The sequence below is a fragment of the Natronorubrum halalkaliphilum genome (assembly GCF_009834785.1).
Classification (GTDB): domain Archaea; phylum Halobacteriota; class Halobacteria; order Halobacteriales; family Natrialbaceae; genus Natronorubrum; species Natronorubrum halalkaliphilum.
Map to the genome: position 1 here is coordinate 128776 of NZ_WUYX01000029.1, position 23818 is coordinate 152593.

The window sequence follows — 23818 nt, forward strand, 5'->3', positions numbered from 1 at the left end:
GTGAGTTGCTCGAGGTCGCCGTGGCGACGTAGCGACGTGGTGACGTATCGCTACGGTCGACGATAGCTGCTTACTGATCGCTGCCGCCGAGCCGAGTGAACAGACCGGAGATGGGATCTTTCCACGAGGAACTCGCGTCACCGATTGCTGTGATCCCGTCGTCGACCAGACACAGGCGTCCGCCGGCGACGGCGAGGTCCGAAATCCGTGTCTCGGCGTCGTGTCGCCACTGATACGATCCGTCTTCGGTCGTCAGCGCGTGGACGCGGCCGTCGTCGATTCCAAGACAAACGGTGTCGTCGATGACGACTGGACCCGTCGTCGGCTCGCCGATAGCGGCGCGCCAGCGCTCCGTCCACGTCTCCGTATCGATAGCGTAGACGCTTCCATCCGAACTCGCGAGGTAGACAGTCCCCTCGGCGACCGTCGGCGGCGTCTCGACGTCGCCGCCCGTGTCGAATCGGAACTGCTGTAAGCCGTCGGCGGCCGAGAGCGCCAGCAGTGCCCCGTCGCTGAGAGCGTACACCGTGTCGTCCGCGACCGCCGGCGGGACGGGGACAGCCGCCTCGAGGTCGACGCTCCAGCGCCGGCTTCCGTCCCCCGACGCGAGTGCGAGCAGGCGCTCGTCGACGCCGACGTACACCGTCTCGTCGGCGACGGCCGGACCGGTGATATCGCCCTCGAGATCGGCGGTCCAGACCCGCTGTCCGGCGTCGGCGTTGATCGCGTGCAGCGCGTCGCCGCCGGCGTAGACCGTGTCACCGGCGACGATCGGCGCGGTACGGACGCGGTCGTCGGTCTGATAGCGCCAGGCCCGTTCCCCGGTTTCAGCGTCGAGCGCGTAGACGGCACCGTCGTCGCTGCCGACATAGACGCGGCCGTCGACCACTGCAGGCGTCGTCTTGATCGGGCCGCCAGTTTCGAACCGCCAGCGTTCGGTACCGTCCTCGAGTTCCAGCGCGGCGACGCTGCCGTCGTCTCGCCCGACGTACACCGTCTCGCCGACGAGCGCCGGCGGGGCGTCGATCCCCTCGACGCGCCACTGTTCGCTCGTTCGGCGACCGAGTGCGGTGCCACCGGCGACGTACCCGGTCCGCGTCGGGCCTGTGCGACCCATCGGCCAGTCGATCGGGTCGGATCGTCGATCGTCGCCGCTGTCGCGGCCGCCTGCGGCGTCGAGTCGGTTCGTCGCGTTCGACGCCGCCGCTGCGACGGACGGAACGGGATCGTCCTCGAGAGCCCTGATCTCGCGTGCGGCTTCCGCGACCTCGAGTCCGGCGAGCGTGCGGATCGCTCGAGCGCGAACGCGGCCGTCCGGATCGGCAAGGCGGACGCGGAGGTCGGCGACGTGGTCTCGACCGGCCTCCGAAAACCCGGACTCGGCGTCGGTCCCGGTGCAGTCGGCCAGCACGGCCGCGGCGGCCGCCCGAACGTCGGCGTCGGAATCCTCGAGCGCGTCGAGCAACGCCGGAATCGCGACATCGAACCCCGCGGGATCGTCCGCCGCCATCGTCTCGAGGACGCGCCCGGCGGTGGCTCGGACGATCGGGCTCTCCGCGTCGAGTCCCTCGGCGATCTTCGAGAGACCGGTCGGTCGAAGGCTGTCGGACTCGTCGGCCAGGACGGAGAGCGCGAGCGTCGCGAGGCCGGCCGCCCACGGATCGTCGTTCAGTCGCTTGCCCATCCCCGAAAGCTGGCTGTTGATGCCGTCGGTGTGGGCCGGCGTTTCGCCGCCGGTGGCGAGCGAGGCCGCATCGAGCAGTCGGTCGTCGACCTGCTCGAGTTCCGAGCCGAGACCGCTCCCGTCGTCGTGGCCGGTCATCGCCAGCGTTCCGAGCGCGAGGGCGGCGTAGCCGCGGACGGCTTCGTCGTCGTCCCCGAGCAGGGAAACCAGTCGATCCCGTTCGGCCGCGACGTCGGCGGGTGCCGTCGCCGCCAACCGTGCGATTTCACCCGTGATCGCGTCCCGTGCGCCTTCGTTGAGTTGTCCGAGCAGAACGGCGGTGATCGGCTTGCGATCGGTCCCGTCGACGACCGTCGTCAGCGCCCGTAAGAGCGCGCGGCGCTCGGCGCCGGCGGCCGCCGCGAGTCGCTCGAGAAGCGGACTCGCGGCCGATCCGACGAGTTCCGGCTCGCTCTGGGCGACGTCTGCGAGACCCGCCGCGACGGCGGTCGCACGTTCGTCGCCGGCCGAGAGGATATCGAGGACGATGTCGATCGGTCTCGGGTCGGTCTCGGCATCACTCGAGAGGAACGCCTCGAGCGTCTCGAGTGCGACGGCGCGAACGGCCGGCGTGGGATCGACCAGGCGATCGCAGACGGCTTCGACGGCGACCTCGGTCTCGGCTCCCGTGGTCAGACCGAGCGTCGAGAGGGCTTCGAGAGCGGCGGTACTGACCCGCTCCTCGTCCGCCGACGTCTCCTCGATAGCGAGCGAGAGCGGCGGTCGACAGTCGGCCGGTGGCTCGTCGGCGATCGTCGTGAGGGTCTTCCGGACGCTCGCTCGAACGGTTCGGTCGGAGTCGTCGAGCGAACGAAGGAGCGCCACCAGCACGTCGGCTTCGTGGACGTCGTCCGGATGCGTCTCCGCGATCCGTGCGAGCGCGATCGCCGCGTTGTTCCGAACGGTTGCGTGGTCGTCTGACAGCCGCTCAGCGAGCGGGAGGGCCGCATCGCGGACCTCGCCGGGGTTGGCCGCCGCGACGCCGACGAGGTCCCGCGTCGCCGCCTGACGAACCGCAGACGCGTCGTGCTCGAGGCGGCGGCGAAGCGACCGGACTGCGGGATGAGCGTCGGCCGTCTGCGAGCCGGCGACGTCTGCGAGCGCGCGGGCGGCGTACCCCTGTATCCACTCGTCGTCCTCCTCGAGTTGCGCCGCGAACGCGTCGACTTCGGGCCGGTCGACCGCGCCGTCGAGAGCGATCGCGCTCACGGCGTCGGCCGCGTGGCGGCGAACCGGCTCGTGTGGATCGTCCAGCCGCGCGGCGAGTGCGGCGCAGACCGGCCGAACCGCACCGGGAGACGGCTCCGAGACGGCGGCGATCGCTCGGGCTGCATCGAGGCGAACGGTCTCGTCGTCGACGTCGAGGACGCCGGCAACCTCGGCAACGATGGGCTCGATATCGGTTGGGCGATCGTCCGCGACCGCAGCGATGGCCGCGACGCCGTGGCTTCGGATGTCCGCGTTCCCGTCCGCCAGCCAGCCGGCCAACGGCTGGACGGCCTCGCTGACCGCGGCCGGCCGCTCCGGTGCGACGGCCGCCAGCGCTGCCGCCGCGTCCGTTCGGACCGCCTCGAGCGGGTCGTCGAGTCGGTCGACGAGCGCCGAGACGGCCGGAACCGCGGCGGCGGGATCGGCCTCGGCGATGTCACGCAGCGCCCGGACGTTCTCACGGCGTACCTCGGGCACGTCGTCCAGTCGGTCCGCGAGCGGTTCGACGACCGAACTGACGGCGATCGGGCTGTCAGCGGCGACGGCCGCGAGGGCGACGGCCGCGTCGGTCCGAATCGCGGACCGGTGGTCCGTAAGCCGCTCTGCGAGCGGTTCGACCTCGGTCGCGACGGCGGCCGGGAGCTCGAGCGCGATTGCTCTGAGCGCTCGCGTCGCGTTCGCTCTGACGGTCTCGGCATCGTCGAGGCGGGCGACGAGCGGGCCGATGACGTCCTCGACGTCACCGGGCTGGTCCACTGCGACGGCGGCGAGGATCGCCGTCGCGTTCTCGCGGACGGTGTCCGTCCCGCCGTCGGCCGCGTCGGCCACCTCGTCGACGACCGCGGCGGCCGTCTCGGGATCGGCGTCGGCGATGGCGGCGAGGGCATCGGTCGTTCGGGCTCGCACGCGTTCGTTCTCGTCGGTCACGTAGCGCCCGAGTGCGTCGGTCGAGTCGCTGACGGCGGCGGGGTCGTCGACCGCGACCGCGGCGAGCGCATCTGCCGCGTCCGCCCGCACCGCGGTCGATCCCTCGAGTCGGTCCGTTAGCGCGCCCACCGAGCCGCGGACCGCTCTGGGATGGGTGTTCGCGACGGCAGACAGCGCGGCGGCCGCGTTCGATCTGATCCCGGGTTCGTCCTCGAGCCGGTCGGTCAGCGACTCGACGGCCGACCGAACGTCTTCGGGACGTTCTCTGGCCTCGTTGGCGAGCGTTCTCGCGGCGTACTCTCTGACCTCGGGGTCATCGGCCGCGAGGAAGGCCTCGAGTTGCGTGATCCCGACGGTCACTTCGATTTCGTCGTCCTGTCCGTCCAGCGGAGGGTCAGTCGGCGTGGTGTCCGGCTTTTTCATGATAGGGGATGTCACGACCCGCAAGCGAGTCGAGCGTGATCGTGCAGTTATTTGGCCATACGAACACACCCAGTTAATTCTATCTCCAGAAGTTTGGTTTCCAATACGTTCCGCTGATGGATAAACTCTGAAACCCAGATATACGCTCAAATCGATCTATCGATCGGCTCGGCGGCGGACAGCCGTCCGTTCAGGCCTTCGCCTGCCAGGTCCGAACTCGATCGGCGCTGATGCCGTCGACGTCGTCGGCGACGGCGTCGGGGTCCGCGTCGGTCAGATCGTCAAGACTCTCGATTCCCGCGTCGGCGAGTTTCTCGACCGTTTTTGCACCGACGCCGTCGAGGGCCTCGAGGTCGGAGCCCGTGTCGCTCTCGCGGGCCTGGAACTCCTGGTAGTTGCAGATCGGACAGCCCAGCTCCCAGGGTTCGTCGCCACTGTGGACGACGAGTTCGGGCAGGTCGTGCTCCTCGCAGCGCTCGTCGGTGACCTCGATATCGCCGCGTCGGGGCAGCGGCAGGGAGTACTCGCAGTCGGGGTAGCGCGTACAGCCGACGAGGCGGGATCCGCTCTGGAGGGTCTTGACGGCGAGTTCGCCGTCGTGCTCGTCGCCGCAGTCGGGACACGCACCCAGAATCGGCCCCTCGCCGGCATCTTCGGCCTTACAGAGCGGACAGCCGTGGACGAACGTCTGGCGGCCCGCGAGCATCTTGACTTCGTTCAGGCCGTGCTCTTCGCACTCGTTTTCCTGGATCAACGGCTTGCCCGTCGAGGGCAGGGGCAGCGTGTTCTCGCAGTCGGGGTAGCCGTCACAGCCGACGAAGTACGAGCCGTGGCGACTGCGTCGGACCAGCAGGTCCTCGCCACAGTCGGGACAGGGACCCAGCCGCTTGTCGTCCTTGAGCGACTTGCGGAGTTGGTCTCCGATCTCATCCCGGGATTCGGCGAGGTTCGCGAAGATTTCCTCGAGCATCTCGCGGGACTCGTCGGTGACGTCCTCGAGGGTCGCCTCGCCGTTCGCGATGGCGTCCATGTCGGCCTCGAGTTGGGCGGTCATCCCCTCGCTGACGACGCGGTCGGCGTAGTCCTCGGCGGCCTCGACGACGGCCATCGCGAGCCGGGTCGGCCGCGGCGGATCGCTCTCGACGTAGCCGCGATCGTACAGCTTCTCGATGATATTGTGGCGGGTGGATTTCGTTCCGACCCCTAGATCCTCCATGGTTTCGATGAGCCGCGACTGGCCGTAGCGGCGGGGCGGCTGGGTCTCCTTCTCTTCGATCTCGACCTCGGTCAGCGACAGTTCGTCGCCCTCGTCGAGTTCGGGGACGAAGTTCTCGGTCGTGTTGAAATACGGGTAGACCTCGTGGTAGCCGGGCTCGACCAGGCGCTTGCCGTTGGCCTTGAGCCGGTAGTCGTCGACCTCGGCGACCACCTTGAGGTGTTCCCAGACCGCGGCCTCGGCGACCGTCGCGAAGAACCGGCGCACGACGAGTTCGAAGACCTCCCACTCGTCGTCCGACACGTCGCCGCGGGTCGGAATCTCGCCCGTCGGGTGGATCGGGGGGTGGTCGGTCGTCTCCTCGTCACCCTCCGTTGGGACGATTTCGTCCGCCTCGAGCAGCGACTCGGCGGCGTCGCCGAGCGCGGAGTGGCCGACGAAGTCGTCGAGCAGTTCCTCGGGGTCGAGGTCGTCGGGGTAGACGGTGTTGTCGGTTCGCGGGTAGGTGATGTAGCCGGCCGTGTAGAGGTCCTCAGCGATCGACATCGCTCGCTTCGCCGAGTAGCCGATCGCGCTCGCCGCGCGGATGAACTGGGTCGTGTTGAACGGCGTCGGCGGCGTATCCGTTCGGGTTCGGCCGTTAACGTCGACGACCGTGGCGGCGTCGCGCTCGGAGAGCGTCTCGTAGACCTCGCTCGCGACGGCTTCGTCCCAGACGCGTTCGGCCTCGTTGTCGTCCTCGTCGCGGTAGAAGTACTGGGCCTCGAACGTGTCGACGTCGTCGCCCTTCCGGAGGTCCGCAAAGAGCTCCCAGTAGGTTTCGGGATCGAAGGCTTCAATCTCGCGTTCGCGGTCGACGATCAGCTTCAGCGTCGGCGACTGCACCCGGCCGACGGAGATGAAATCGTTGCCGAGCTGGCCGGCCGACAGGGAGAGAAAACGGGTGAGCGCCGCCCCCCAGATGAGGTCGATGATCTGGCGCGCTTCGCCGGCAGCCGCGAGGTCGAAGTCGAGTTCGTCGGGCTCCTCGAAGGCGCTCTGTACCTCGTTTTCCGTGATCGAGGAGAACCGAACGCGGCGGATTGGGATCTCCTCGTTGACCTCACGGACGATCTCGTAGGCCTCCTTCCCGATGAGTTCGCCCTCGCGGTCGTAGTCGGTCGCGATCGTCGCGCGATTTGCCTTTCGCGCGAGAATGCGCAGCGTCGCGACGATGTTCTCCTTCGTCGCCGTCTTTTCGACGTCCGCGTCGATGAGTTCGACCGGTTCGACGTCCCGCCAGTCTGAGTACTCCGAGGGGAAATCGACGCCGACGACGTGACCCGACAGCCCGACACAGCGCTTGCCGCCCCACTCGTAGACGTTGACGCCGTTCTCGCGACTCGAGTCGAACGTGCCGCCGCTCAGGATGTCGGCGAGTCGTCGCGCGGCGTTGTCCTTCTCGGTGATAATCAGTTCCACCGCGGATCACCTCCGGCGGGTGACGGGTGTCCGGGAGTGGTCGGACGAGTATCGTTCATCGTCGCTCGGTACGACTGAGGATCTGATAACGCTTTCGCCAAAACCGGGAGACAGCGCGGATGTGCGTGCGTTCGCGGGCGGTTGCGCTCGCGCGTGGGCGAGGACCGTTATGGCCCGGGAGCCACTACCAGTACGATCGTTTCGGGCCGGGAACTATTACCGGTGCGATCGTTTCGGGCCGGAACTACTGCTTATGTAACCGCCACCGATCGATAAACAGGCTCAGATCGTCGCCGTCGCGCTCGAACCGGACGGGTTGGCGGTCCCCCGCAACCGTTAGCGCGTGGAACTCGCCCGCCTCGAGGTCTTCCGGAACAAGCGGCGTCCACGATCCTTCTTCGATGGGGCCGCCGATACGCAGGCGGAGCGTGCCCCCTTCGACTTCCACTTCGGCCTCCTTGACCCCGCGATACGTCTCGTACTCGCCGGCCAGTTCCTCGAGCCGACGCTTTCGTGCGAAGAAGGGGAGTTCGTCGGGATCCTCGCCGACCAGCGCCGCGAAGACTCCCTGCCCGAGTTCCGCGAGGCCGTACCCCGGTGAGGCGTTGGCCAGCAGCGCGAGGCCGATCCCGTCCTCGCGCGAAAAGCCGACATACGCGGTCGAGACTGCGATCGAGCCGCCGTGGCCGATCAGTTCGTGGCCGCGGACGTCCCGCGTGCGCCAGCCGTAGCCGTACGGGCCGGAAGGCGTCTCCGCATACGCGCCGTAACACCGCTCGAGCGGGTCGCTATCTACCACGTCATCGCCTCCGAACGTCCCCCCGTTCAGGTGTAGCCGGAGGTAGTTCGTCAGGTCGGTCACCGGAGCGAGGAGGCCGCCCGCGGCCGCGCTTCGCTCGCGGACCGGGAGCGCCGCGGGCTCGAGGTCCGCGTCCTCGCCCTCGCCGGGGAAGTACGGCGTCATCCGATCGACGAACCGCTCGAATCGGTCGCCGTCGTAGGTCGAGCGGCTCATCTCGAGGGGGTCGAGAATCTCGCCTTCGACGTATTCGGTGAACGGTCGCCCGGTGACGGCTTCGATGATCTCGCCGACCAGCGTGTAGCCGGAGTTGCAGTACATCCACCGTTCGCCGGGCTTGCCGGCGATTTCGTCGCGAGCATTTTCGATGTACGCGTGAAAGTCGTCTCGAGTGCCGAGCGGGACGCCGGCCTCGCCGACCTCGAGTTGGCGGGCGATCAGGGCCTCGCTGACCGCGAGCGACGGATAGCCGGAGGTGTGACTGAGCAGGTGGTGAAGGGTTACGTCTTCGGGTATACTGATATCGAGGTAGTCGGCTGCGGCGTCATCGTAGGCGAGATCACCCGCACCGACCAGCTGTGCGACGGCGAGCGCGGCAAACGATTTCGAGACCGACCCGATGCCGTAGACCGTTTCGGGCGTCGCCGGCTCGTTCGTCGCGAGGTCCCGCGAGCCGTACCCCTGGGCGTAGACGGTTTTGTCGCCGTCAGTAATGGCGAGGCTCAGTCCGGGCAGTTCGTCCTCGCACAGTCGCTCGCGGAGAACGGCGTCGATCGTTTCGATCGTCGCCGCATCGAGGGAGGGTGAATCTGTCATGTGAGTCGTCACTGAGCCCGTGAATATCAATATTCAGGAACCCCACAGTACGAACCGGTTCGCTGACCTCGTCTACCGCTATCGGAGCCGAACTGCGGTGGCTCGAGGCCGGTAGCAACTCTGTGCGTGATTCAACGGAGCCGGCAACCCGCCCACGCGAGCCAAGTGCTTTTCACTCGAGCGCGTGAGTCACGGACAGACGATACGTGCCAGAAGCGGATACGGAACGCAAGCGCGTCGATATGACGACGGGGGCGATCCCGCCGAAACTGTTGCATCTGGCGTGGCCGCTGGTGCTTGGCAACCTCCTCCAGACGTTCTACAACCTCGCGGATATGTTCTGGGTCGGTCGCGTGAGCAGCGAGGCCGTCGCCGCCGTCTCGCTGATGTTTCCCCTCTCGTGGATGTTCGTCTCGACCGCGATGGGAATCACCGCGGCGACGATCGCACTGGTCTCCCAGTACGTCGGCTCCGACAACGATCGGATGGCCGACAGGGTCGTCGCGCAGACGATCTTGCTCACGCTGGCCGTCTCGACGGTTCTCGCGGCGATCGGGCTCTACTTTCGGCGGCCGCTGCTCACGCTGATCGGGGCGCGCGATCAGGTGTTCGTCGAGGCGCTGGCCTACATCGAAGTCATCTTCCTCGCGCTGCCGCTTACCTTCCTCTTCTTTGCCTTTCGGTCCTCGCTACAGGGTGCCGGCGACACGAAAACCGCCATGTGGCTCGTCTTTATCTCCGCGGGCATCAACGTCGTTCTCGATCCCTTCTTCATCCTCGGCTGGGGGCCGTTCCCGGCCATGGGAACCCGCGGAGCAGCCGTTGCGACGTTCATCGCCCGCGCGTTCGCCACCGTCGCCGGGATCTACATCCTGCTCGAGGGAAGTTTCGGCGTTCGGCTGCGACTCGAGGATCTCACGCCCGACGCGGCCATCCTGAAGCAACTGATCGACATCGGCTACCCGTCGACGATCGACGGCTGGGCCCGCAGTTTCGCGTCGGTCGCGATGGCCGGCTTCGTCGCCCGCTTCGGTGCGAATCCGACGGCGGCCTACGGGATCGGCGTTCGGCTGATGTCGGTCACGTGGGCCGTTTCGGGTGCCGTCGGGAACGCGACGGCGACCGGCGTCGGCCAGAATCTCGGTGCGAAAACGCCAGACCGTGCAGCGGCCGTCGCGCGGACCGCGACCGCGGGAACGATGGTGCTGATCGCCGCCGTCGCCGCCGTGTTGATCGCATTCCCAGCACAGGCCATGCGGATCTTCGTCGCCGACCCCGACGTGATCGCCGAGGGCGTCGTCTTCCTGCGGATTATGGCGCCGTTTTGGGCGCTCTTTGCGGGCGTGATGGTCATCCAGGGCGCGTTCCGCGGCGCCGGCAACACTCGAGAAGCCATGGTCCTCTCGTTCCTCTCGCGGTGGATCTTCCGGGTTCCCGTCGCGCTCGTGCTCGCGTTTGCCTGGACGGTGACGGTTCCCGTCGTCGGCATTTCGATCAGCGCCCTCGAGTGGGGTATCGAGGGGATCTGGTGGGCCTACGCGTTCGGCATGGTCGCCTCGTTCGTCGTCGCCGTCGGCTGGTTCCGGCTGGGGACGTGGAGAGAGGGCGTGATCGGTGACGACGATGCCGATGACGGCTCAGGTGATACCGGGACCGGGACTGGGGCATCGACGCCTCGAGACGAGACGCCCGCCAGCGAGAGCGAGACGGAACTGATCGACGATTAGGCCACCTCGTCTCCGGCGTCCGTTCGGTTCTGTCCCCGTCTTCGTCTCCGCTTTTCTGTAATCCGATCGAGCGATCGGCAACGACGCTATTTCGACGGGAGCCACTTGCGCAGCGTCGGGCTGAACTCGGCGGCCATCTGGGCGTCTTCGTCGGTAAAGGCGTCCGTCGCGATCAGCGTGAGCGCGTAGGTTCCGACGACGACGATCGGCAACACGGCCGCGATGACGATGTCCGAGTCGAGGAAATAAACGACGGGTGCGCCGGCGACGATCGCGGGACCGCCGGCACCGACGACCTTGGCGAAGTCCCTGGTAAAGGGATGGATCCCGTCGAGATAGTAGACCTCACCGAGGGTGAGACCGCCGACGAGAAAGAGCGCGGTCGCCGAGCCGATCGCCGCGCCCTCGATGCCGACGATCGGGACCAGCGCGAACGAGACGATGAGGTTCACGCCGAAGAGGACGAGTGTGTTAGCGAAGACGATTCTCGAGTACCCCAGTCCCTGCAACAGCGAGCCGTCGGGGCCGCCGAAGGTGACGTTGAACAGGAACGCGCCGGCGAGCAACGTGACGACGACGTTCGCTTCGGCGTACTGTGGCGTGTACAACACCGCGAGGTAGGAGCTCGCGCCGAGGGAAAGAAAGATCGCGACCGGGAGCGTGATCCCGGCGATCCAGCGAGCCATGATCCGGAACCGTTGTTCGACGAGGTCGATATCATCCCGCGTTTCGGCAATCAGCGGCTTGAACACCGGCGAGAGGGAGTTGAAGATGATCATCAGTCCCGAGCCGAGCATGTAGCCGACGCGGTAGATGCCGACGTTGTCCGAATCGAGGAAGAAGCCGAGCACGAAGTAGTCGACGTGGCCCATAAGGACGAAGACGACGCTGGTCATCGCCAGCGGGACCGAGTACTTGACCAGCGGGGCCGGCGCGACGAGTTCAATCTCGGCCGTCAGGAGGTCCCAGGCCTTGTAGACGAAAACGGCCGCGCCGATCGTGATGGCGACGAACAGGCCGACGACGTAGCCCACGATAAGCCCGAGCAGCCCGTAGCCGATCAGCAACAGGCCAGCGGTAACCGCGAACCTGACCGTTGGCCGAACCAGATCGCGCATGATGACCCGATACTGGAGCTTCTTGATGCTGTAGTAGGAGGTCAGCAAGACGTTGTAGATCGCCAGCATCGGGATCGTCACCGACAGGAACAGCAACGCGACCTGCATCGCGGGCTCCTGGAAGAACGTCCCGATGTAGCCGGCACTGATCGCGAGTGCGAACGCGACCAGCGACGACGTGACGAGGACGGTAGCGGTCACCTGAACGATGACGCCTTTGGCCTTCCCGTGCTCGCCCTGGTCCAGGTACTGCGGGACGAAGTAGTCGATCGCCAGCGGTAAGCCGAGGTTCGCGAACACCTGCATGAACAGGATCACGGAGGTCGCCAGGACGAACAGGCCGTAGACCGAGGGGCTGACGAACCGCGTCATCAGCATGACAATCGCGAAGCCGAAGGCTCCGTTGACGACGTTCCCGGCGAACGTGATGCTCCCTTGCTTTGCGAGCGTGGAGACGCCCTCGTCGCGACCGGCGTTTGGATCGGACTCCGTCATGTTTCCCCCTCCGCCAACCGACGGCGAGGTGCCCCTTTCGGCGATCTCAGACGCGACGTGGCGCTCGCCGAACCGCTAGCTGGTGCGGCCGCACTCGAGCGATCCACGCCTGAATCGATCCGGTGATTCGTCTCCATCCTGGTGGCGATCAGACCCCTGTCGCTGGCTCGAGTTCGTACGTCGCGACTTCGGCTGCGTCCTCGCCGAACCGGGGGAACTCGACTTCGAACGGCCACTCCTCGCCGGGGCCCTGTTCCGAGGCGGCGTCGACATCGATATCGACGCTCTCGATAACGCTCTCGAGTTCCTCGCCCGCTTCGTCGAAGAACGTGGCCCGGATCTCGATGTAGGAGAGCGTTCGATCGCCGACGTTCCTGACGACGCCCCAGACGGTCACGCGTTCGTCTTCGGTGCCGGTGTTCTCCCGTACGAGATCGTCCCAGACGATCTCGACGTCGCCGGGTTCGGTGATTTCCTCGCCGTTGTCTTCGAGGAACTCGAGACAGCCGGAGATCGGCACGAGAACGGCAACCGCGAGAAACCCACGACGATGCATCTCCTTGATGTAGACGAGCGCGAGCCTTCAGCGTTCGGGTGGATACTGACGAAATTCGACGGTCGGTAGCCTCTTTGTACTGACTCGAGGGGGCGTCGCGTCTCGCCAGCGTCGGCGACGGCCGTGCTATCAGAAGTGTGTCTTGTTCCGGTCATTCGCGACAGACTTTTCACCACGGACTTCTACCACCAAGTTGTATGACCGAATTCGAACAGTTCAGTCAGGTCGGCGAAGCCGACGTCACCCGCGCAATCGGACAGGAGTGGACCGAGGAGTTCATGGACTTCTCGGATTCGGACGTGATCATCGTCGGCGGCGGCCCCTCCGGGCTGACGGCCGCGAAGGAACTCGCCGAGCGCGGCGTGAAGGTGATGGTCGTCGAGAAGAACAACTACCTCGGCGGCGGCTTCTGGCTCGGCGGCTTCCTGATGAACAAGGTCACGGTGCGTGACCCGGCACAGCAAGTCCTCGACGAACTCGACGTCTCCTACAAGGAGTCCCAGGACAGCGAGGACCTCTACGTCGCCAACGGTCCCGAAGCGTGTTCCGGCCTCATCAAGGCCGCCTGCGACGCCGGGGCGAAGATGCAGAACATGACCGAGTTCACCGATATCGTCATTCGGGAGAACCACCGCGTCGGCGGCATCGTCATGAACTGGACGCCGGTCCACGCGCTGCCCCGCGAGATCACCTGCGTCGATCCGATCGCTGTCGAGGCCGACCTCGTCATTGACGCGACGGGCCACGACGCGATGGCGGTCAAGAAACTCGACGAGCGCGGCGTGCTCGACGCCCCCGGCATCGGCGACGCCGAGGCGAGCGCGACCGGTATGGATCAGACCGACGACGATTCCTACGGCGCACCCGGACACGACTCGCCCGGGCACGACTCGATGTGGGTCGGCAAAAGCGAGGACGCCGTCGTCGAACACACCGGTCTCGTCCACGAGGGGCTGATCGCCACCGGGATGGCGACCGCGACGACCTACGGACTCCCGCGCATGGGCCCGACCTTCGGTGCCATGCTCGTCTCCGGCAAGCGCGCCGCCCAGGAAGCGCTCGACGAACTCGAGGTCGACGCCGACCCCGTCGAACTGGATTCGCGCGTCGCGCCGGCCGACGACTGATCGAAGCGAGGGCCCCTCTCGATCGGACGCGAGAACGGGCAGACGAGTGAGCTGAAGCGCAAGGGCGGAGTAACGGTAGGTGGTAGCTTCCGTCCATTCGATCAGCATTCGACTTTCGACCGGCAGTCTTCGATTCGACCCCGACGTCGGCGTTCGGTTCCGTCCCCGAGAGCCCCACAGCACGGGTTTCGACCCCCACAGTCACCGAAACCCGCACTGTTTTCGCGGCCCCGGCCCAGCGTTCGCACATGCAACTCATCGTTACCGGTGCGACCGGCGGTGCGGGGAGCTGGGCGCTCGAGCACTTCGCGAGCCTGGGCCACAACGTCGTCGGCATCGACCTCGAGCGACCCGCGAGCGACCCCGACAACGCGACGTTCCTCGCGGCAGACCTCACCGAGCAGGGACAGGCGTGGGAGGCGATTCTCGCCCGGGACCCCGATGCAGTCCTCCACTTCGCGGGGATTCCGGCGATGGGAATCACGACCGGCACCGACACGTTTCTGACGAACGTCACGAGTACCTACCACGTCTTCGAGGCCGCGGGTCGAGCGGGCGCGGACGTCGTCTGGACCTCGAGCGAGAGCCTGTACGGGATGCCGTTCGCCGCGGAACCGTTCCTGCCCGACTACCTCCCGATCGACGAGTCCCATCCCCAGCGACCGGAAGACGGCTACGGCGCGTCGAAGCTCGTCGGCGAGGAGCTCGCAGCGAAGACGGTCCGCCAGTACGACGTCTCGGTCGCCTCGATACGTCCCTCGTGGATTCAGTACCCCGGGGAGTACCGGGCCACCGACGAACAGGCGGCCTTCGACCCCGAGACGGCCGAGGGGAGCGGCAACTTCTGGTCGTACGTCGACGTTCGCGACGTCGTCTCGATCGTCGAGGCCGCGCTCGAGGCCGACATCGACGGCCACGAAGCGTATCACGCGATGGCCGCCGACAACTACCTCGACCGGCCGACCGCCGACGTGATCGAATCCGTTTTCGGCGACCTGCCCGACGCGTGCGACCTCGAGGGCGACGAATCGGCGTTCTCGACGGCGAAAGCGCGGGCTGAACTGGGCTGGGAACCCGCCCACTCCTGGCGTGAGGCCGAAACCGAGCCCGTCGAGGGGCCCGAATTTCTGGACGGATAACGGGATCACCTCGGCTGAAGCCCCCGGCGATGAAGCACTTACATCGGTCGGTCGGGACGCGACCGCAAGCGTTTCACCGAGTGGTACGACTAGGTTGTAGCATGGTCGATCGAGTGATTCTGTACCGCGCCCCCACGACCGTCGCCGACGTCGACGCGATCGGCGACTGGCTCGAGCCCCGAATCGACGCCGCTGTCGCGGTTCGCGACCGTTTTCTCGACGTACACCGGACCGAAGTGCTCGCCGAGCGGTTCGCCCAAGCGCGGGTCCCGTCGCCCTACGAGCGCGACACCGGCAACACGATGCTCGGGACGATCCGGTACGAGGAACGCGCCCTCGCACAGCCCGAACGCGAGGGTGGCGTGCTCTACGACGGCGTGCAGATCCAGCGAGCGCTCAACAGCGCGCTGCCGGAAGATGAACGCGATCTCGAGACGCTTCACGTGCCGATTCTCGATCGGGCGATCGGCACCTGGGGCGATCACGACGGCCGCTGGCACAAGCGAGTGAGCGTCCTGGGTCAGCCCGCGCTGGTCTCCGTGCCGGGGCTCTACGAGGCCCCCGCCAAGCCCGAGGCCTACTACAAGGAACAGCAGCGCCACGCCCTGCTGTCGGGCGATACGCCGCCGCGAGAGGTCCTCGAGAACCAGGTCGACGGCGAGTTCCTGATCGAGGACGATCCGCGGACGACCGACGCGCTGAAGGGGTACGTCCTGCAGACCGTCGACTACCTCGAGACCGGCGAGGCCTTCTGCGACCGGGAGATGTGTCGGCTGTACAACGCCCACTATCACGAGGACTTGATCGATGCTCAGTTGCGCGAGCCCCAGTTCTGTACGACCCACGCGCGGTTGTACGAGAGGTCCGTGTCGGAGTCAGAGTCGAAGTCGAACTCGTAATCGCCGAAGTCGACTGTACGAGCAGTCAAAACGAGGACACACCGACAGTCGCCGGAACCGGAGCCCTCTTTTCGCTCAGCCGTTTCCGACAACGTACGATGACCGATCCCTTCACCGTCGATATCTCCGTTCGGTATCGCGATCTCGACCCGCTGAACCACGTCAACCACGCCGTCTACGCGAGCTACTTCGAGGCGGCCCGCACCGACTACCTCGAGGCGGTCGTCGGCATCGCCGCCGAAAACATCTCCTTCGTTATCGCGAACCTCGAAATCGACTACGAGCGACCGATTGTCAAGGGCGACGAGCCCGAAGTCGTCCTGTGGGTCTCCCGACTCGGCGACTCGAGTTGCACCATGGAGTACGAGATCCACGTCGACGGCGAGGTCGCCGCGACGGCCGAGACGACGATGGTTCACATCGACCCCGAGACGAAGCGACCCTCGCCGTTCCCCGACGAGATCCGCGAGCCGATCGAATCCTTCGAGGAGCCGAGCGCCACGGCCTAGTTTTCCGACAGTTCACACCCCGCATCTCCGAGAGAGGCCGTCTGCGACGCTCGTTACTCGAGTCGGCCGCCGGTCAACCGCACGACGCCGAAGACGTGCGTCTCGTCCGCGACGGCCGCTGAGCGCTCGTACAGACGGCCGTGTGCGGTGTCGATCTTCTCGTCCAGTCGCAGATGCGGCGCGTTCTCGTAGCGGAGTTTCGTCGTGGGCGGCGTCGAGAGGACGACGATCGCCCGGAAAACGGCGTTGACCGGTGGCGCGTACCACTCGTCGCTCCGAGCGGCGTTCGCGAGGACGACGTGGCCGCCGGGGCCGACGAGATCACACCAGTCGTCGACCGCTCCCGCGGGATCCTCGAGCATACCGACGACGAACGTCGCGAGGAGGGCGTCGACGGTCGTCTCGCCGTCCAGCGGGCCCTCGTCGCCGTGGTCACCGTCGCCCTCGAGCCCGCCCAGCGGCGGCTGCGTCGCGTCACCTCGAACGACGTGGACGTTGTCGTACTCGGCCGTCAACTCGCGCGCTCGCTCGAGGACCGGACCCGTGAAGTCGATCCCGATAACGGTCCCCTCGGGACCGACCCGTTCGCGCAGGTACGGCAGATTCGCCCCCGTACCACAGCCCATCTCCACGACGGTGTCGCCGGGCTCGAGCCGACAGGCGGCGGCCGCCCGCTCGCGCAGTGCCGGAACGCCGGGCGTTCGACGCGCGATGACGTCGTAGAGGCGAGCCCAGCGGCCGTAAAAGGCCCGTGCGTCCTCCGGCTCCACGCGCGCTTGCAGTTTCGACCGAACTCCCCCCATTTCAGATGAGGGCGCGGATCGTGTCGGCGATCGATTCCGCGTCCGGGCCCAGAACGTAGATCAGCGGCTCGATTCCCATCCCGCCGGTCTGGTAGAGGACCGTCGCCTCGGGGTTGTCCTCGATCGCGGCCCCGATGCTCGAGGCGATATCGTCGGTTTCGTCGAACTCGGCCGTTGCGTGGCCGCTTTCGGTCAGTCGGGCGATCAGTTCGGAGTCATATCTGATGTTGATCGCCGCCGACGCGTCCGCGCCGTGGTCGCGTGCGGCGAGGAGTACCGACGCCACGTGCTCGGAGACGCCGAACTCGGGATCGGACGGCACCGTCGCCTTGCCTTTGACGTCGAAGATCCGGCCGGGAACGCCGGCGACGTCGTCGACGCCCTCCGCGTCGGGCGTGCAGGCAACCAGATTCGAGCCGACCGCCGGGATCAGACCCGCAAAGCCGCTGGCGTTCTCGAGGAGCCGAAGCCCCCGCCGGAGCGAGGAGAGCACCCGCTCGCTGGTCCGCAGGTCGCTCTCGGGGTCGTGAACGCGGAAGCTCGAGCCGTGATCGGCGAGTTCGGGCACCGCCTCCTCGTGGAGCTGTGCCAGCAGATCCCCGCCGGTCTCGAGGTCGCGGATCAAGACCTCGATTTCGATCAGCGCCTGGACGGGCGTGACGTCGCCGGAGGCCAGCCCGTCGGCGAGTTCGGCGACGAGCGCCTCGACGCGTTCGTCGTCGGCGATTCGATCGTTCGTCGCGACGTCGCCATGGGCGTACTTCGAGACGGCGCTCTGGCTGATTCCGAGGACATCGGCGACTTCGCTCTGGGTGAGTCCCCGCTCCCGGAGTTCGGCGGCGAGTTGCGACCGAACCGTTGGCAGGAACTCGTCGACGACGAGTTCTTCGACGAATTGCATTACCGGTAGTTAGGACGGCCGTCGAAATAACTTGTGGGTCTCAGAGACGGATTTGACGGGTGTTCTCGCGTTCTCGCATCTCGCAAGCGGACGAACGGAGACGAAAGTGAACGGGGGAGAGCACCCCGACGGCGCGCTTTCGACCGTCGCGAGGGATGAGCGAGTGAGCGGATCGGTTGGGGAGGACGAGGTATCCCTCGGTGTCACGATAGCAGCGCGTTCACTGCCGTCAACGGGTGGAAGTGGAACCCATCGCCGGCTGCACCGATCGTCCGCGGATTGCATCGGGCATCGGGGGCTGTGTCGATCATCGATAAGACGACCGAAGAGTCTCGATTCAATCGCGCTCGAGTTGGTTGCCGCCGAACTCGTCGTCGCTCTGGATGCGCGAGGCCTGGGGGCCGGCCTGGTCCTGGTATTTCGAACCGCGATCGCTGCCGTAAGGCCGCTCCGCCGCGGTCTTCAGTTCGGTAAACGTCAACTGCGAGATCCGCATTCCCGGCGTGAGCGCGACGGGTGCGGAGCCGAGGTTCGAGAGCTCGAGCGTGATCTGGCCGCGATAGCCGGGATCGCAGAGCCCGGCGGTGGCATGGACGACCACGGCGAGACGTCCCAGGGAGGAGCGCCCCTCCACGTGCGCGATCAGATCGGCCGGGATCTCGACGCGCTCGTGGGTGGTCCCCAGCACGAAGTCGCCCGGGTGGAGGATGAAGTCGTCGTCGGCGTCGACGACCGTTTCGGTGACGTAGTCGTCGACCTCCTGTTCGGAGTTTGGATGGATACAGGGGATGTTCGTTCGCTGGAACTCGAGGAACTCCCGTCCCAGGCGAAGGTCGACGCTTGCGGGCTGAATTTGCAGTTCGGGATCGTCGAGGGGGTCGACGACGAGGTCGCCGTCCTCGAGACGTCGCAGGATGTCCGCGTCGGAGAGGATCATATCGAGTACGAGCGAGCCACGGGGTCCTAATACTGTCGGACAGAAGTCACTGAGAAGTCGGTCGCGAATTCGCGGCCGTCATCCCCGAGGACGGCCGCAGTAGCGCAACCGGTTTTCGAATCGTTCTGTCCGGCAGTATAAATCACCCGGAACTCACCGGCCACATCGGGAGCGGAACGGAGCGACGACCGCGGCCGACTCCGCGCCGAGTCATCGATCTCTCGGGGGCCAGAATCGATTAGTACGTCGTCTTCCGAAAGGCTCGCATGGAGGAAGCGCACGACCGTTTCAACGGTGATGTGGGAATCCTGCATCAGCGAGCAGTCCGGATACCGCTTCCCGACGAGAACGCCGAACGGTTCTTTCATGAAAACATGGCAACCATCGCGGACGCCCAAGAGCGGAAAGCCGATCTGCTCGCCGATCCGGACGTTCCGTTGCTCGCCGCCTACGAAGCGGGCATCGATCACGCCGCCGAGAGCCTCGAGCGCCGACTGCGCCAGATCGCGGGCGAAGAGTACGAGGAGGTCGCGACGGCGTACTTCCGGAGCGAACGCGACGACTCGGTCGGGGCGGTCACCGCCTACTTCCTCGAGAGCAGTTGGCGGATCCAGCAGTGGCCTACCGTGACCGAGATGGTGTACACGCCGCTGCTCGTCCGCTACCCGGACAGTTTCACGCTGAACATTCGCTTCGCCAGCGGGTTCACCGCACCCGAGGCGATCTACTACGAATCGCCGGAACACTCTTCGGAGGAGTTGCCCGACGAGTACGCGCGGACCTACTACGAGGAGAGCCAGTACACACAGCAACGGGCAGCGGACTACCTCAGGGAGGGTGCGGCGATGATTCGCGAGGAGTTTCCCGACCCGGAGGAGACGCCGTTCGGAGAGCGAAAGTACGGCGGCATCGTCTCCGCGGCGGGCCGACGCGGATCGGCCTTCTCGGCGGTTGTGGAACGCGTCGATCCGGATCCCGATCGCTTTACGGAATCGATCTCCGAACCGATGCTCGTCGAGTCCGGGCCTGAGGCGCGGCGAACGGAACGGCAACTCGGGCTCGAAGGCGAGATTGTGCGCTGATTCCCGACACGGTCGCCGGAGCTATCGGATTCTTGCTACGCAAACGCAATCGGCAGGAGCAACAGCCCCGCACACACCCCGGCCGCGGACAGCGCGGTCGCCGTCGCGGTCGATCGATCGAGGCCGAACCCACTCCGGAGGCCGCCGCGCCAGACGAACGCAGCCCAGCCGCAGGCGGCCAGTATCAGGGGGACGAACAGCCAGACCTCGGGCTCGACCGGTACGGCAGCCGGATCGACCTCGAGCGCCGTGAGTCCGTAGAGGAACAGGTTCGAAACGAGTTCGCCGGCCAGGAGGGGAACGAGCCCCCACGCCGCGAGCGCTAGCATCTCGGACGGTTCACCCTCGGCATCGACGGCGAACCCGACTCCGTAGAGGACGAGCGCCGGGACCACCCAGTAGAGCAGGGTCGCCTCGAGCGCCTGCAGGAGGGCGTAGAGCGTCAGCGGATCGAGCGCTATCTCGCCGGTCGCCTGCCAGAACAGACTGACGGCGAGGGAACCAAGCCAGTGGACGACCGCGAGGCCGACGGCCAACTGGAGCGGGAACGCGTCCGCTCGAGCGAAGTACGCTCCGGGAGCGACGAGGGGCGTTCGCACCATATTACGGACTCTAAACCACGGTAGTAAAACAATTCTGGTCCGCGCTGTCGGTTTCGCTGCGGCTATAGGGGACGACGTTCTCCGATCGGACATGAAACAGGCCATCGTCGCCCGCACTGACATCGGCATGGGACAGGGAAAACTCGCCGCACAGGTCGCTCACGCATCGCTGTCGGCCTACGAGAAAGCCGACGACCAGCTCCGCAGCCAGTGGAAGCAAGGCGGCCAGAAGAAGGTCGTCCTGAAAGGCGAGAGCGAACGCCAACTGCACGAACTGTCAGCCATCGCCGACAGCGAAGGGATTCCGAACGCGGTCGTCAGGGACGCCGGCCACACCCAACTCGAACCCGGGACCGTCACCACGCTGGCCGTCGGCCCGGCGGCTGACGACCGAGTCGATAGCGTGACCGGCGAACTGTCGCTGTTCTGAGGCTGGACGGGGCGAAATCCGCGGTCGGTCGACGCACTCGGACCGTGACAGTATCGAAAACAGCTATTTGCCTCCGTAACGTTACAGCATAATACAATGACTGTTCTGTCCAAGACTGACGAAGGGAAGTTTCTGATGGACGTCCGCGGCGAACAGATCGGGATCGTTACCGAAATCGACCCTCTCGAACAGGTCGCGTACGTCGACCCCGAACCGAGTCTGACCAACGCGTGGATCCAAAGCCTCGGCCGCGGCAGCGCCGGCGAGGACGACCTCGAGATCCCGAGCGAGAACGTCGTGACGGTGACCGATTCGGAACTGCGCGTCGATGCCGACCTGAGCAGCGAGGCCGGCGAAGATGACCGAGACGACGATCGTTCATCCGAGTAAAAGCGCCGCGCCGACGAAGACGACCGAGACAACGACCTCGCCAATTATTCCCGCTCGGACCGAGCCGATAGTGTGGGACGACGACGGCGCCGTCGAGAAGGGGGCCGAACCGTCGAACTCGATGCCGATTCGGAGTTCGTCGTCGTTCTCTTCCGTGAACAGGAAGTCCTCCACGAGGAACAAATTCGCGACTGATCGACGGCTCGTCGCTGCTCCCGACGGACCACACCAATCCGCCGCTGTTTTCGGTCCGAGCCGTACGCCGCTCGAGCGCACAGTTGAGACTCGAGAACGGGGACTTGAGGTCGAACACGTAACACGGATCGGAGCGAAGGAGGAGCGCAGGTTGCGAGCGGAGAGCGGTCAGTCGTCGAGGGACTGCGTGGAGACGGCGTTGCTCGCGGTCTCGCGGTGCGTGTGGTTTCTGATCTCGTGGTGCGTGTGACTCCCGACCAGATGATTGTCGAGGCTACGATCGGGGGCCAACGTCTCCTGACAGATCGGACACGTGGTCGGCAGCTGGAATGTCATGGGTTACTGTTCTGCCTCGGCGGACAAACCGAAACAGCCTGCATACGCCCACCGGCCGGCGTCGATCCGCGGCCGCCTCCGCGGAGAACGGCCGCGATGATTCATCGTAGTGGACGGGTGGATAGCATCGAGACGAACGGGGACTCCGCCGATTAGAGCCGGCGAAGTCTGATCTCGTCGTCCGTGATTGCCTCGACGTTGTCGGTATTGAGCGCGTAGGTCTCCTCGTCGGCATCGCCCCAGCCCAGTTTCGATTTGATACTGTCCGTGATCCCCGGGTCGGGATCGACGTGGACGCTCCCCGCTTCGACGTGTTCGACGAGGCCGACCGTCTCGCCGTTTTCGTTGACGACGCGCTTACCCTCGTCGTCGTTCGTAAAGGTCGCACACATAGTGCTGTCCGACTGGACAGACGTCCGGAATCACCATAAAGGCTATACATGCGACTGCTTGCCACTTCTGCTCGAGGGCCGGCGGCTCCACCCTCGAGAACGAACCGATTTATTCCCGGCCACCGAAACGTCGCTACTCAGCATGCGCCCGGCACATCCCACAGAGCAGGCCGTCGGCATGGACTACTACGTCAGCGACGCCGACGGCGTCGGCGGCCACCTCCGCGAGGACGACGAGCACTTTCGGGTTCGCGAACTCGAGCGCTTCGGGACCGAGCCAGTCGACGCGAGTCTGGACGCGTATCCCCACCTCGTCTTTCGAGCGACGCTTTCCGGCTGGGATACGAACGACTTCGCCTCGCGACTCTCGAACGCACTCGAGATGTCTCGAGAGCGGGTCAACTGGGCCGGCACGAAGGACAAGTACGCCGTCACCACGCAACTGTTCTCGGTCTACGGCGCGGATCCAGACGATCTGCCGGACGTCGATGGAGCCGAACTCGAGGTCCTCGGCCGCGCGGGGCGCTCCCTCGAGTTCGGGGATCTGGCCGGCAACGCGTTCGAACTCGTGGTCAGCGAGCCCGAGCGAGCGGCCAACGCGGCGGCGATCACGGACGAACTACACGCCTTCGGCGGGCTCGATGACGCCGGTACCGGCGACACGGATGAGACCATCACTTCGATCGGCGTCCCCAACTTCTTCGGCCAGCAGCGCTTTGGCAGCCGTCGGCCGGTGACGCACAAGGTCGGCCTCGAAATTGCCCGCGGCGACTGGGAGGCCGCGGTGATGGCCTACCTCGGCAACCCGACGGACGCCGAACCCGAAGGTACCCAGGAGGCCCGCGCCTTCGTCGAGGAGACCAGAGACTGGCAGGCGGCCCTCGAGCGGTTCCCGAACCGGCTGCGCTACGAGCGCTCGATGCTCCACGGCGTCGTCGAGTGCGACGGCGATCCGGGTCCCGAGGACTTCAGGGCCGCCCTCGAGCGGGTTCCGTCGAACCTCCAGCGGCTGTTCGTCCACGCCGCCCAGTCATACGCGTTCAACCTGATGCTCTCCGAACGTCTCGAGCGCGGGCTCCCGTTCGACGAGCCGGTCGAGGGCGACGTAGCCTGTTTCGCCGATACCGACGCCCCCGAAGGCCTCGAGCTACCCGACACGGACCGGCTCCAGCGCGTGGACGAACGCCGCGTGCGGTCGGTAACACGCCACTGCGAGCGCGGCCGGGCGTTCGTCACCGCCCCGCTCGTGGGGACGGAGACGGAACTCGCCGACGGCGAACAGGGCGACATCGAACGCGCCGTGCTCGACGATCTCGGCCTCGAGCGCGCGGATTTCGATCTCCCGGGTGAATTCCACTCGACCGGGACTCGGCGAGCGATTCTCGTTCGAACGGCCCTCGAGTACGGGACCGATCCGCTGACGCTCGAGTTCGCGCTTCCGAAGGGGTCGTACGCGACGGTCGTCCTGCGGGAGTATCTGAAGGTCGATCCGGTCCACCTCGGATAAGACAGGCGTATGAAACGGTTTTAGGCGATCTCTCGAGTAGCAAGCGGTAGCGATGGAACCGCATCCGACGACGCACGAACCCGAGCGGCCCGCTCGTGA

Annotated in this window: 21 protein-coding genes; 10 read left to right on the forward strand and 11 right to left on the reverse strand. The window is 66.2% G+C overall.

Going from position 1 to position 23818, the window contains the following annotated elements:
- Nucleotides 1–70 precede the first annotated feature (70 nt).
- The 3 genes from GS429_RS09930 to GS429_RS09940 all read right to left on the reverse strand — a co-directional run bounded on the left by GS429_RS09930 (nt 71) and on the right by GS429_RS09940 (nt 8574).
- Nucleotides 71–4282, reverse strand: coding sequence for an outer membrane protein assembly factor BamB family protein (locus tag GS429_RS09930; RefSeq protein ID WP_160065092.1), 4212 nt, complete (start codon nt 4280–4282; stop codon nt 71–73).
- A 190-nt stretch (nt 4283–4472) separates the two neighbouring features.
- On the reverse strand, nt 4473–6959 hold the full coding sequence (locus GS429_RS09935) for a DNA topoisomerase I (protein ID WP_328821330.1): 2487 nt from the start codon (nt 6957–6959) through the stop codon (nt 4473–4475).
- 244 nt (nt 6960–7203) lie between these two features.
- Nucleotides 7204–8574, reverse strand: coding sequence for a serine hydrolase (locus tag GS429_RS09940; RefSeq protein WP_160065094.1), 1371 nt, complete (start codon nt 8572–8574; stop codon nt 7204–7206).
- 242 nt (nt 8575–8816) lie between these two features.
- Here GS429_RS09940 and GS429_RS09945 point away from each other — a divergent pair, with 242 nt between their 5' ends.
- Nucleotides 8817–10301, forward strand: a complete 1485-nt coding sequence (locus tag GS429_RS09945; protein WP_160065196.1) for an MATE family efflux transporter — start codon at nt 8817–8819, stop codon at nt 10299–10301.
- Nucleotides 10302–10387: 86 nt separating this feature from the next.
- On the opposite strand, the gene GS429_RS09950 is transcribed toward GS429_RS09945, so the two are convergent.
- Both GS429_RS09950 and GS429_RS09955 read right to left on the reverse strand, forming a co-directional pair.
- Nucleotides 10388–11914 (reverse strand): flippase, encoded by a 1527-nt coding sequence (locus tag GS429_RS09950; protein ID WP_160065096.1) that lies wholly within the window; start codon nt 11912–11914, stop codon nt 10388–10390.
- Nucleotides 11915–12062: 148 nt separating this feature from the next.
- Entirely contained in the window at nt 12063–12470 is a 408-nt protein-coding gene (locus GS429_RS09955) for an FxLYD domain-containing protein (RefSeq protein WP_160065098.1), read from the reverse strand.
- A gap of 197 nt (nt 12471–12667) precedes the next feature.
- Here GS429_RS09955 and GS429_RS09960 point away from each other — a divergent pair, with 197 nt between their 5' ends.
- From GS429_RS09960 to GS429_RS09975, 4 genes are all read left to right on the forward strand, one after another.
- On the forward strand, nt 12668–13597 hold the full coding sequence (locus tag GS429_RS09960) for a sulfide-dependent adenosine diphosphate thiazole synthase (protein WP_160065100.1): 930 nt from the start codon (nt 12668–12670) through the stop codon (nt 13595–13597).
- Nucleotides 13598–13845: 248 nt separating this feature from the next.
- Complete coding sequence (locus GS429_RS09965; RefSeq protein WP_160065102.1) at nt 13846–14736, forward strand: NAD-dependent epimerase/dehydratase family protein; 891 nt, start codon at nt 13846–13848, stop codon at nt 14734–14736.
- Nucleotides 14737–14837: 101 nt separating this feature from the next.
- Nucleotides 14838–15635: a DUF7001 family protein gene (locus GS429_RS09970; protein WP_160065104.1), complete on the forward strand. Its 798-nt coding sequence runs from the start codon at nt 14838–14840 to the stop codon at nt 15633–15635.
- A 98-nt stretch (nt 15636–15733) separates the two neighbouring features.
- Nucleotides 15734–16144: an acyl-CoA thioesterase gene (locus tag GS429_RS09975; RefSeq protein WP_160065106.1), complete on the forward strand. Its 411-nt coding sequence runs from the start codon at nt 15734–15736 to the stop codon at nt 16142–16144.
- 53 nt (nt 16145–16197) lie between these two features.
- On the opposite strand, the gene GS429_RS09980 is transcribed toward GS429_RS09975, so the two are convergent.
- From GS429_RS09980 to dcd, 3 genes are all read right to left on the reverse strand, one after another.
- On the reverse strand, nt 16198–16947 hold the full coding sequence (locus GS429_RS09980) for a class I SAM-dependent methyltransferase (RefSeq protein ID WP_160065108.1): 750 nt from the start codon (nt 16945–16947) through the stop codon (nt 16198–16200).
- 1 nt (nt 16948) lies between these two features.
- Nucleotides 16949–17848 carry a thiamine-phosphate synthase family protein gene (locus GS429_RS09985; protein ID WP_160065110.1) on the reverse strand — a complete coding sequence of 300 codons (900 nt, stop codon included), beginning with the start codon at nt 17846–17848 and terminating at the stop codon, nt 16949–16951.
- A gap of 337 nt (nt 17849–18185) precedes the next feature.
- Nucleotides 18186–18785 (reverse strand): dCTP deaminase, encoded by a 600-nt coding sequence (gene dcd, locus GS429_RS09990; protein WP_160065112.1) that lies wholly within the window; start codon nt 18783–18785, stop codon nt 18186–18188.
- A 266-nt stretch (nt 18786–19051) separates the two neighbouring features.
- Between dcd and GS429_RS09995 the strand changes: the two genes are divergently transcribed.
- On the forward strand, nt 19052–19867 hold the full coding sequence (locus GS429_RS09995; RefSeq protein ID WP_160065114.1) for a hypothetical protein: 816 nt from the start codon (nt 19052–19054) through the stop codon (nt 19865–19867).
- Between the two features lie 35 nt (nt 19868–19902).
- Here the strand turns inward: GS429_RS09995 and GS429_RS10000 are convergent, their stop codons facing one another.
- Complete coding sequence (locus GS429_RS10000; RefSeq protein ID WP_160065116.1) at nt 19903–20469, reverse strand: YIP1 family protein; 567 nt, start codon at nt 20467–20469, stop codon at nt 19903–19905.
- A 91-nt stretch (nt 20470–20560) separates the two neighbouring features.
- On the opposite strand from GS429_RS10000, the gene pth2 reads away from it, so the two are divergent.
- The 3 genes from pth2 to GS429_RS22385 all read left to right on the forward strand — a co-directional run bounded on the left by pth2 (nt 20561) and on the right by GS429_RS22385 (nt 21484).
- Entirely contained in the window at nt 20561–20899 is a 339-nt protein-coding gene (pth2, locus tag GS429_RS10005) for a peptidyl-tRNA hydrolase Pth2 (protein WP_160065118.1), read from the forward strand.
- Between the two features lie 96 nt (nt 20900–20995).
- Complete coding sequence (locus GS429_RS10010) at nt 20996–21289, forward strand: hypothetical protein (protein ID WP_160065120.1); 294 nt, start codon at nt 20996–20998, stop codon at nt 21287–21289.
- Nucleotides 21290–21361: 72 nt separating this feature from the next.
- Nucleotides 21362–21484, forward strand: a complete 123-nt coding sequence (locus GS429_RS22385) for a hypothetical protein (protein WP_268892280.1) — start codon at nt 21362–21364, stop codon at nt 21482–21484.
- 168 nt (nt 21485–21652) lie between these two features.
- Here the strand turns inward: GS429_RS22385 and GS429_RS21825 are convergent, their stop codons facing one another.
- Both GS429_RS21825 and GS429_RS10015 read right to left on the reverse strand, forming a co-directional pair.
- Entirely contained in the window at nt 21653–21820 is a 168-nt protein-coding gene (locus GS429_RS21825; protein ID WP_201293995.1) for a hypothetical protein, read from the reverse strand.
- Nucleotides 21821–21972: 152 nt separating this feature from the next.
- The gene (locus GS429_RS10015) at nt 21973–22212 is read right to left on the reverse strand and encodes a PRC-barrel domain containing protein (RefSeq protein ID WP_160065122.1); all 240 of its coding nucleotides are present in this window, start codon (nt 22210–22212) and stop codon (nt 21973–21975) included.
- Between the two features lie 142 nt (nt 22213–22354).
- Between GS429_RS10015 and truD the strand changes: the two genes are divergently transcribed.
- On the forward strand, nt 22355–23719 hold the full coding sequence (truD, locus tag GS429_RS10020) for a tRNA pseudouridine(13) synthase TruD (RefSeq protein WP_160065124.1): 1365 nt from the start codon (nt 22355–22357) through the stop codon (nt 23717–23719).
- The last annotated feature ends 99 nt before the right edge of the window (nt 23720–23818 follow it).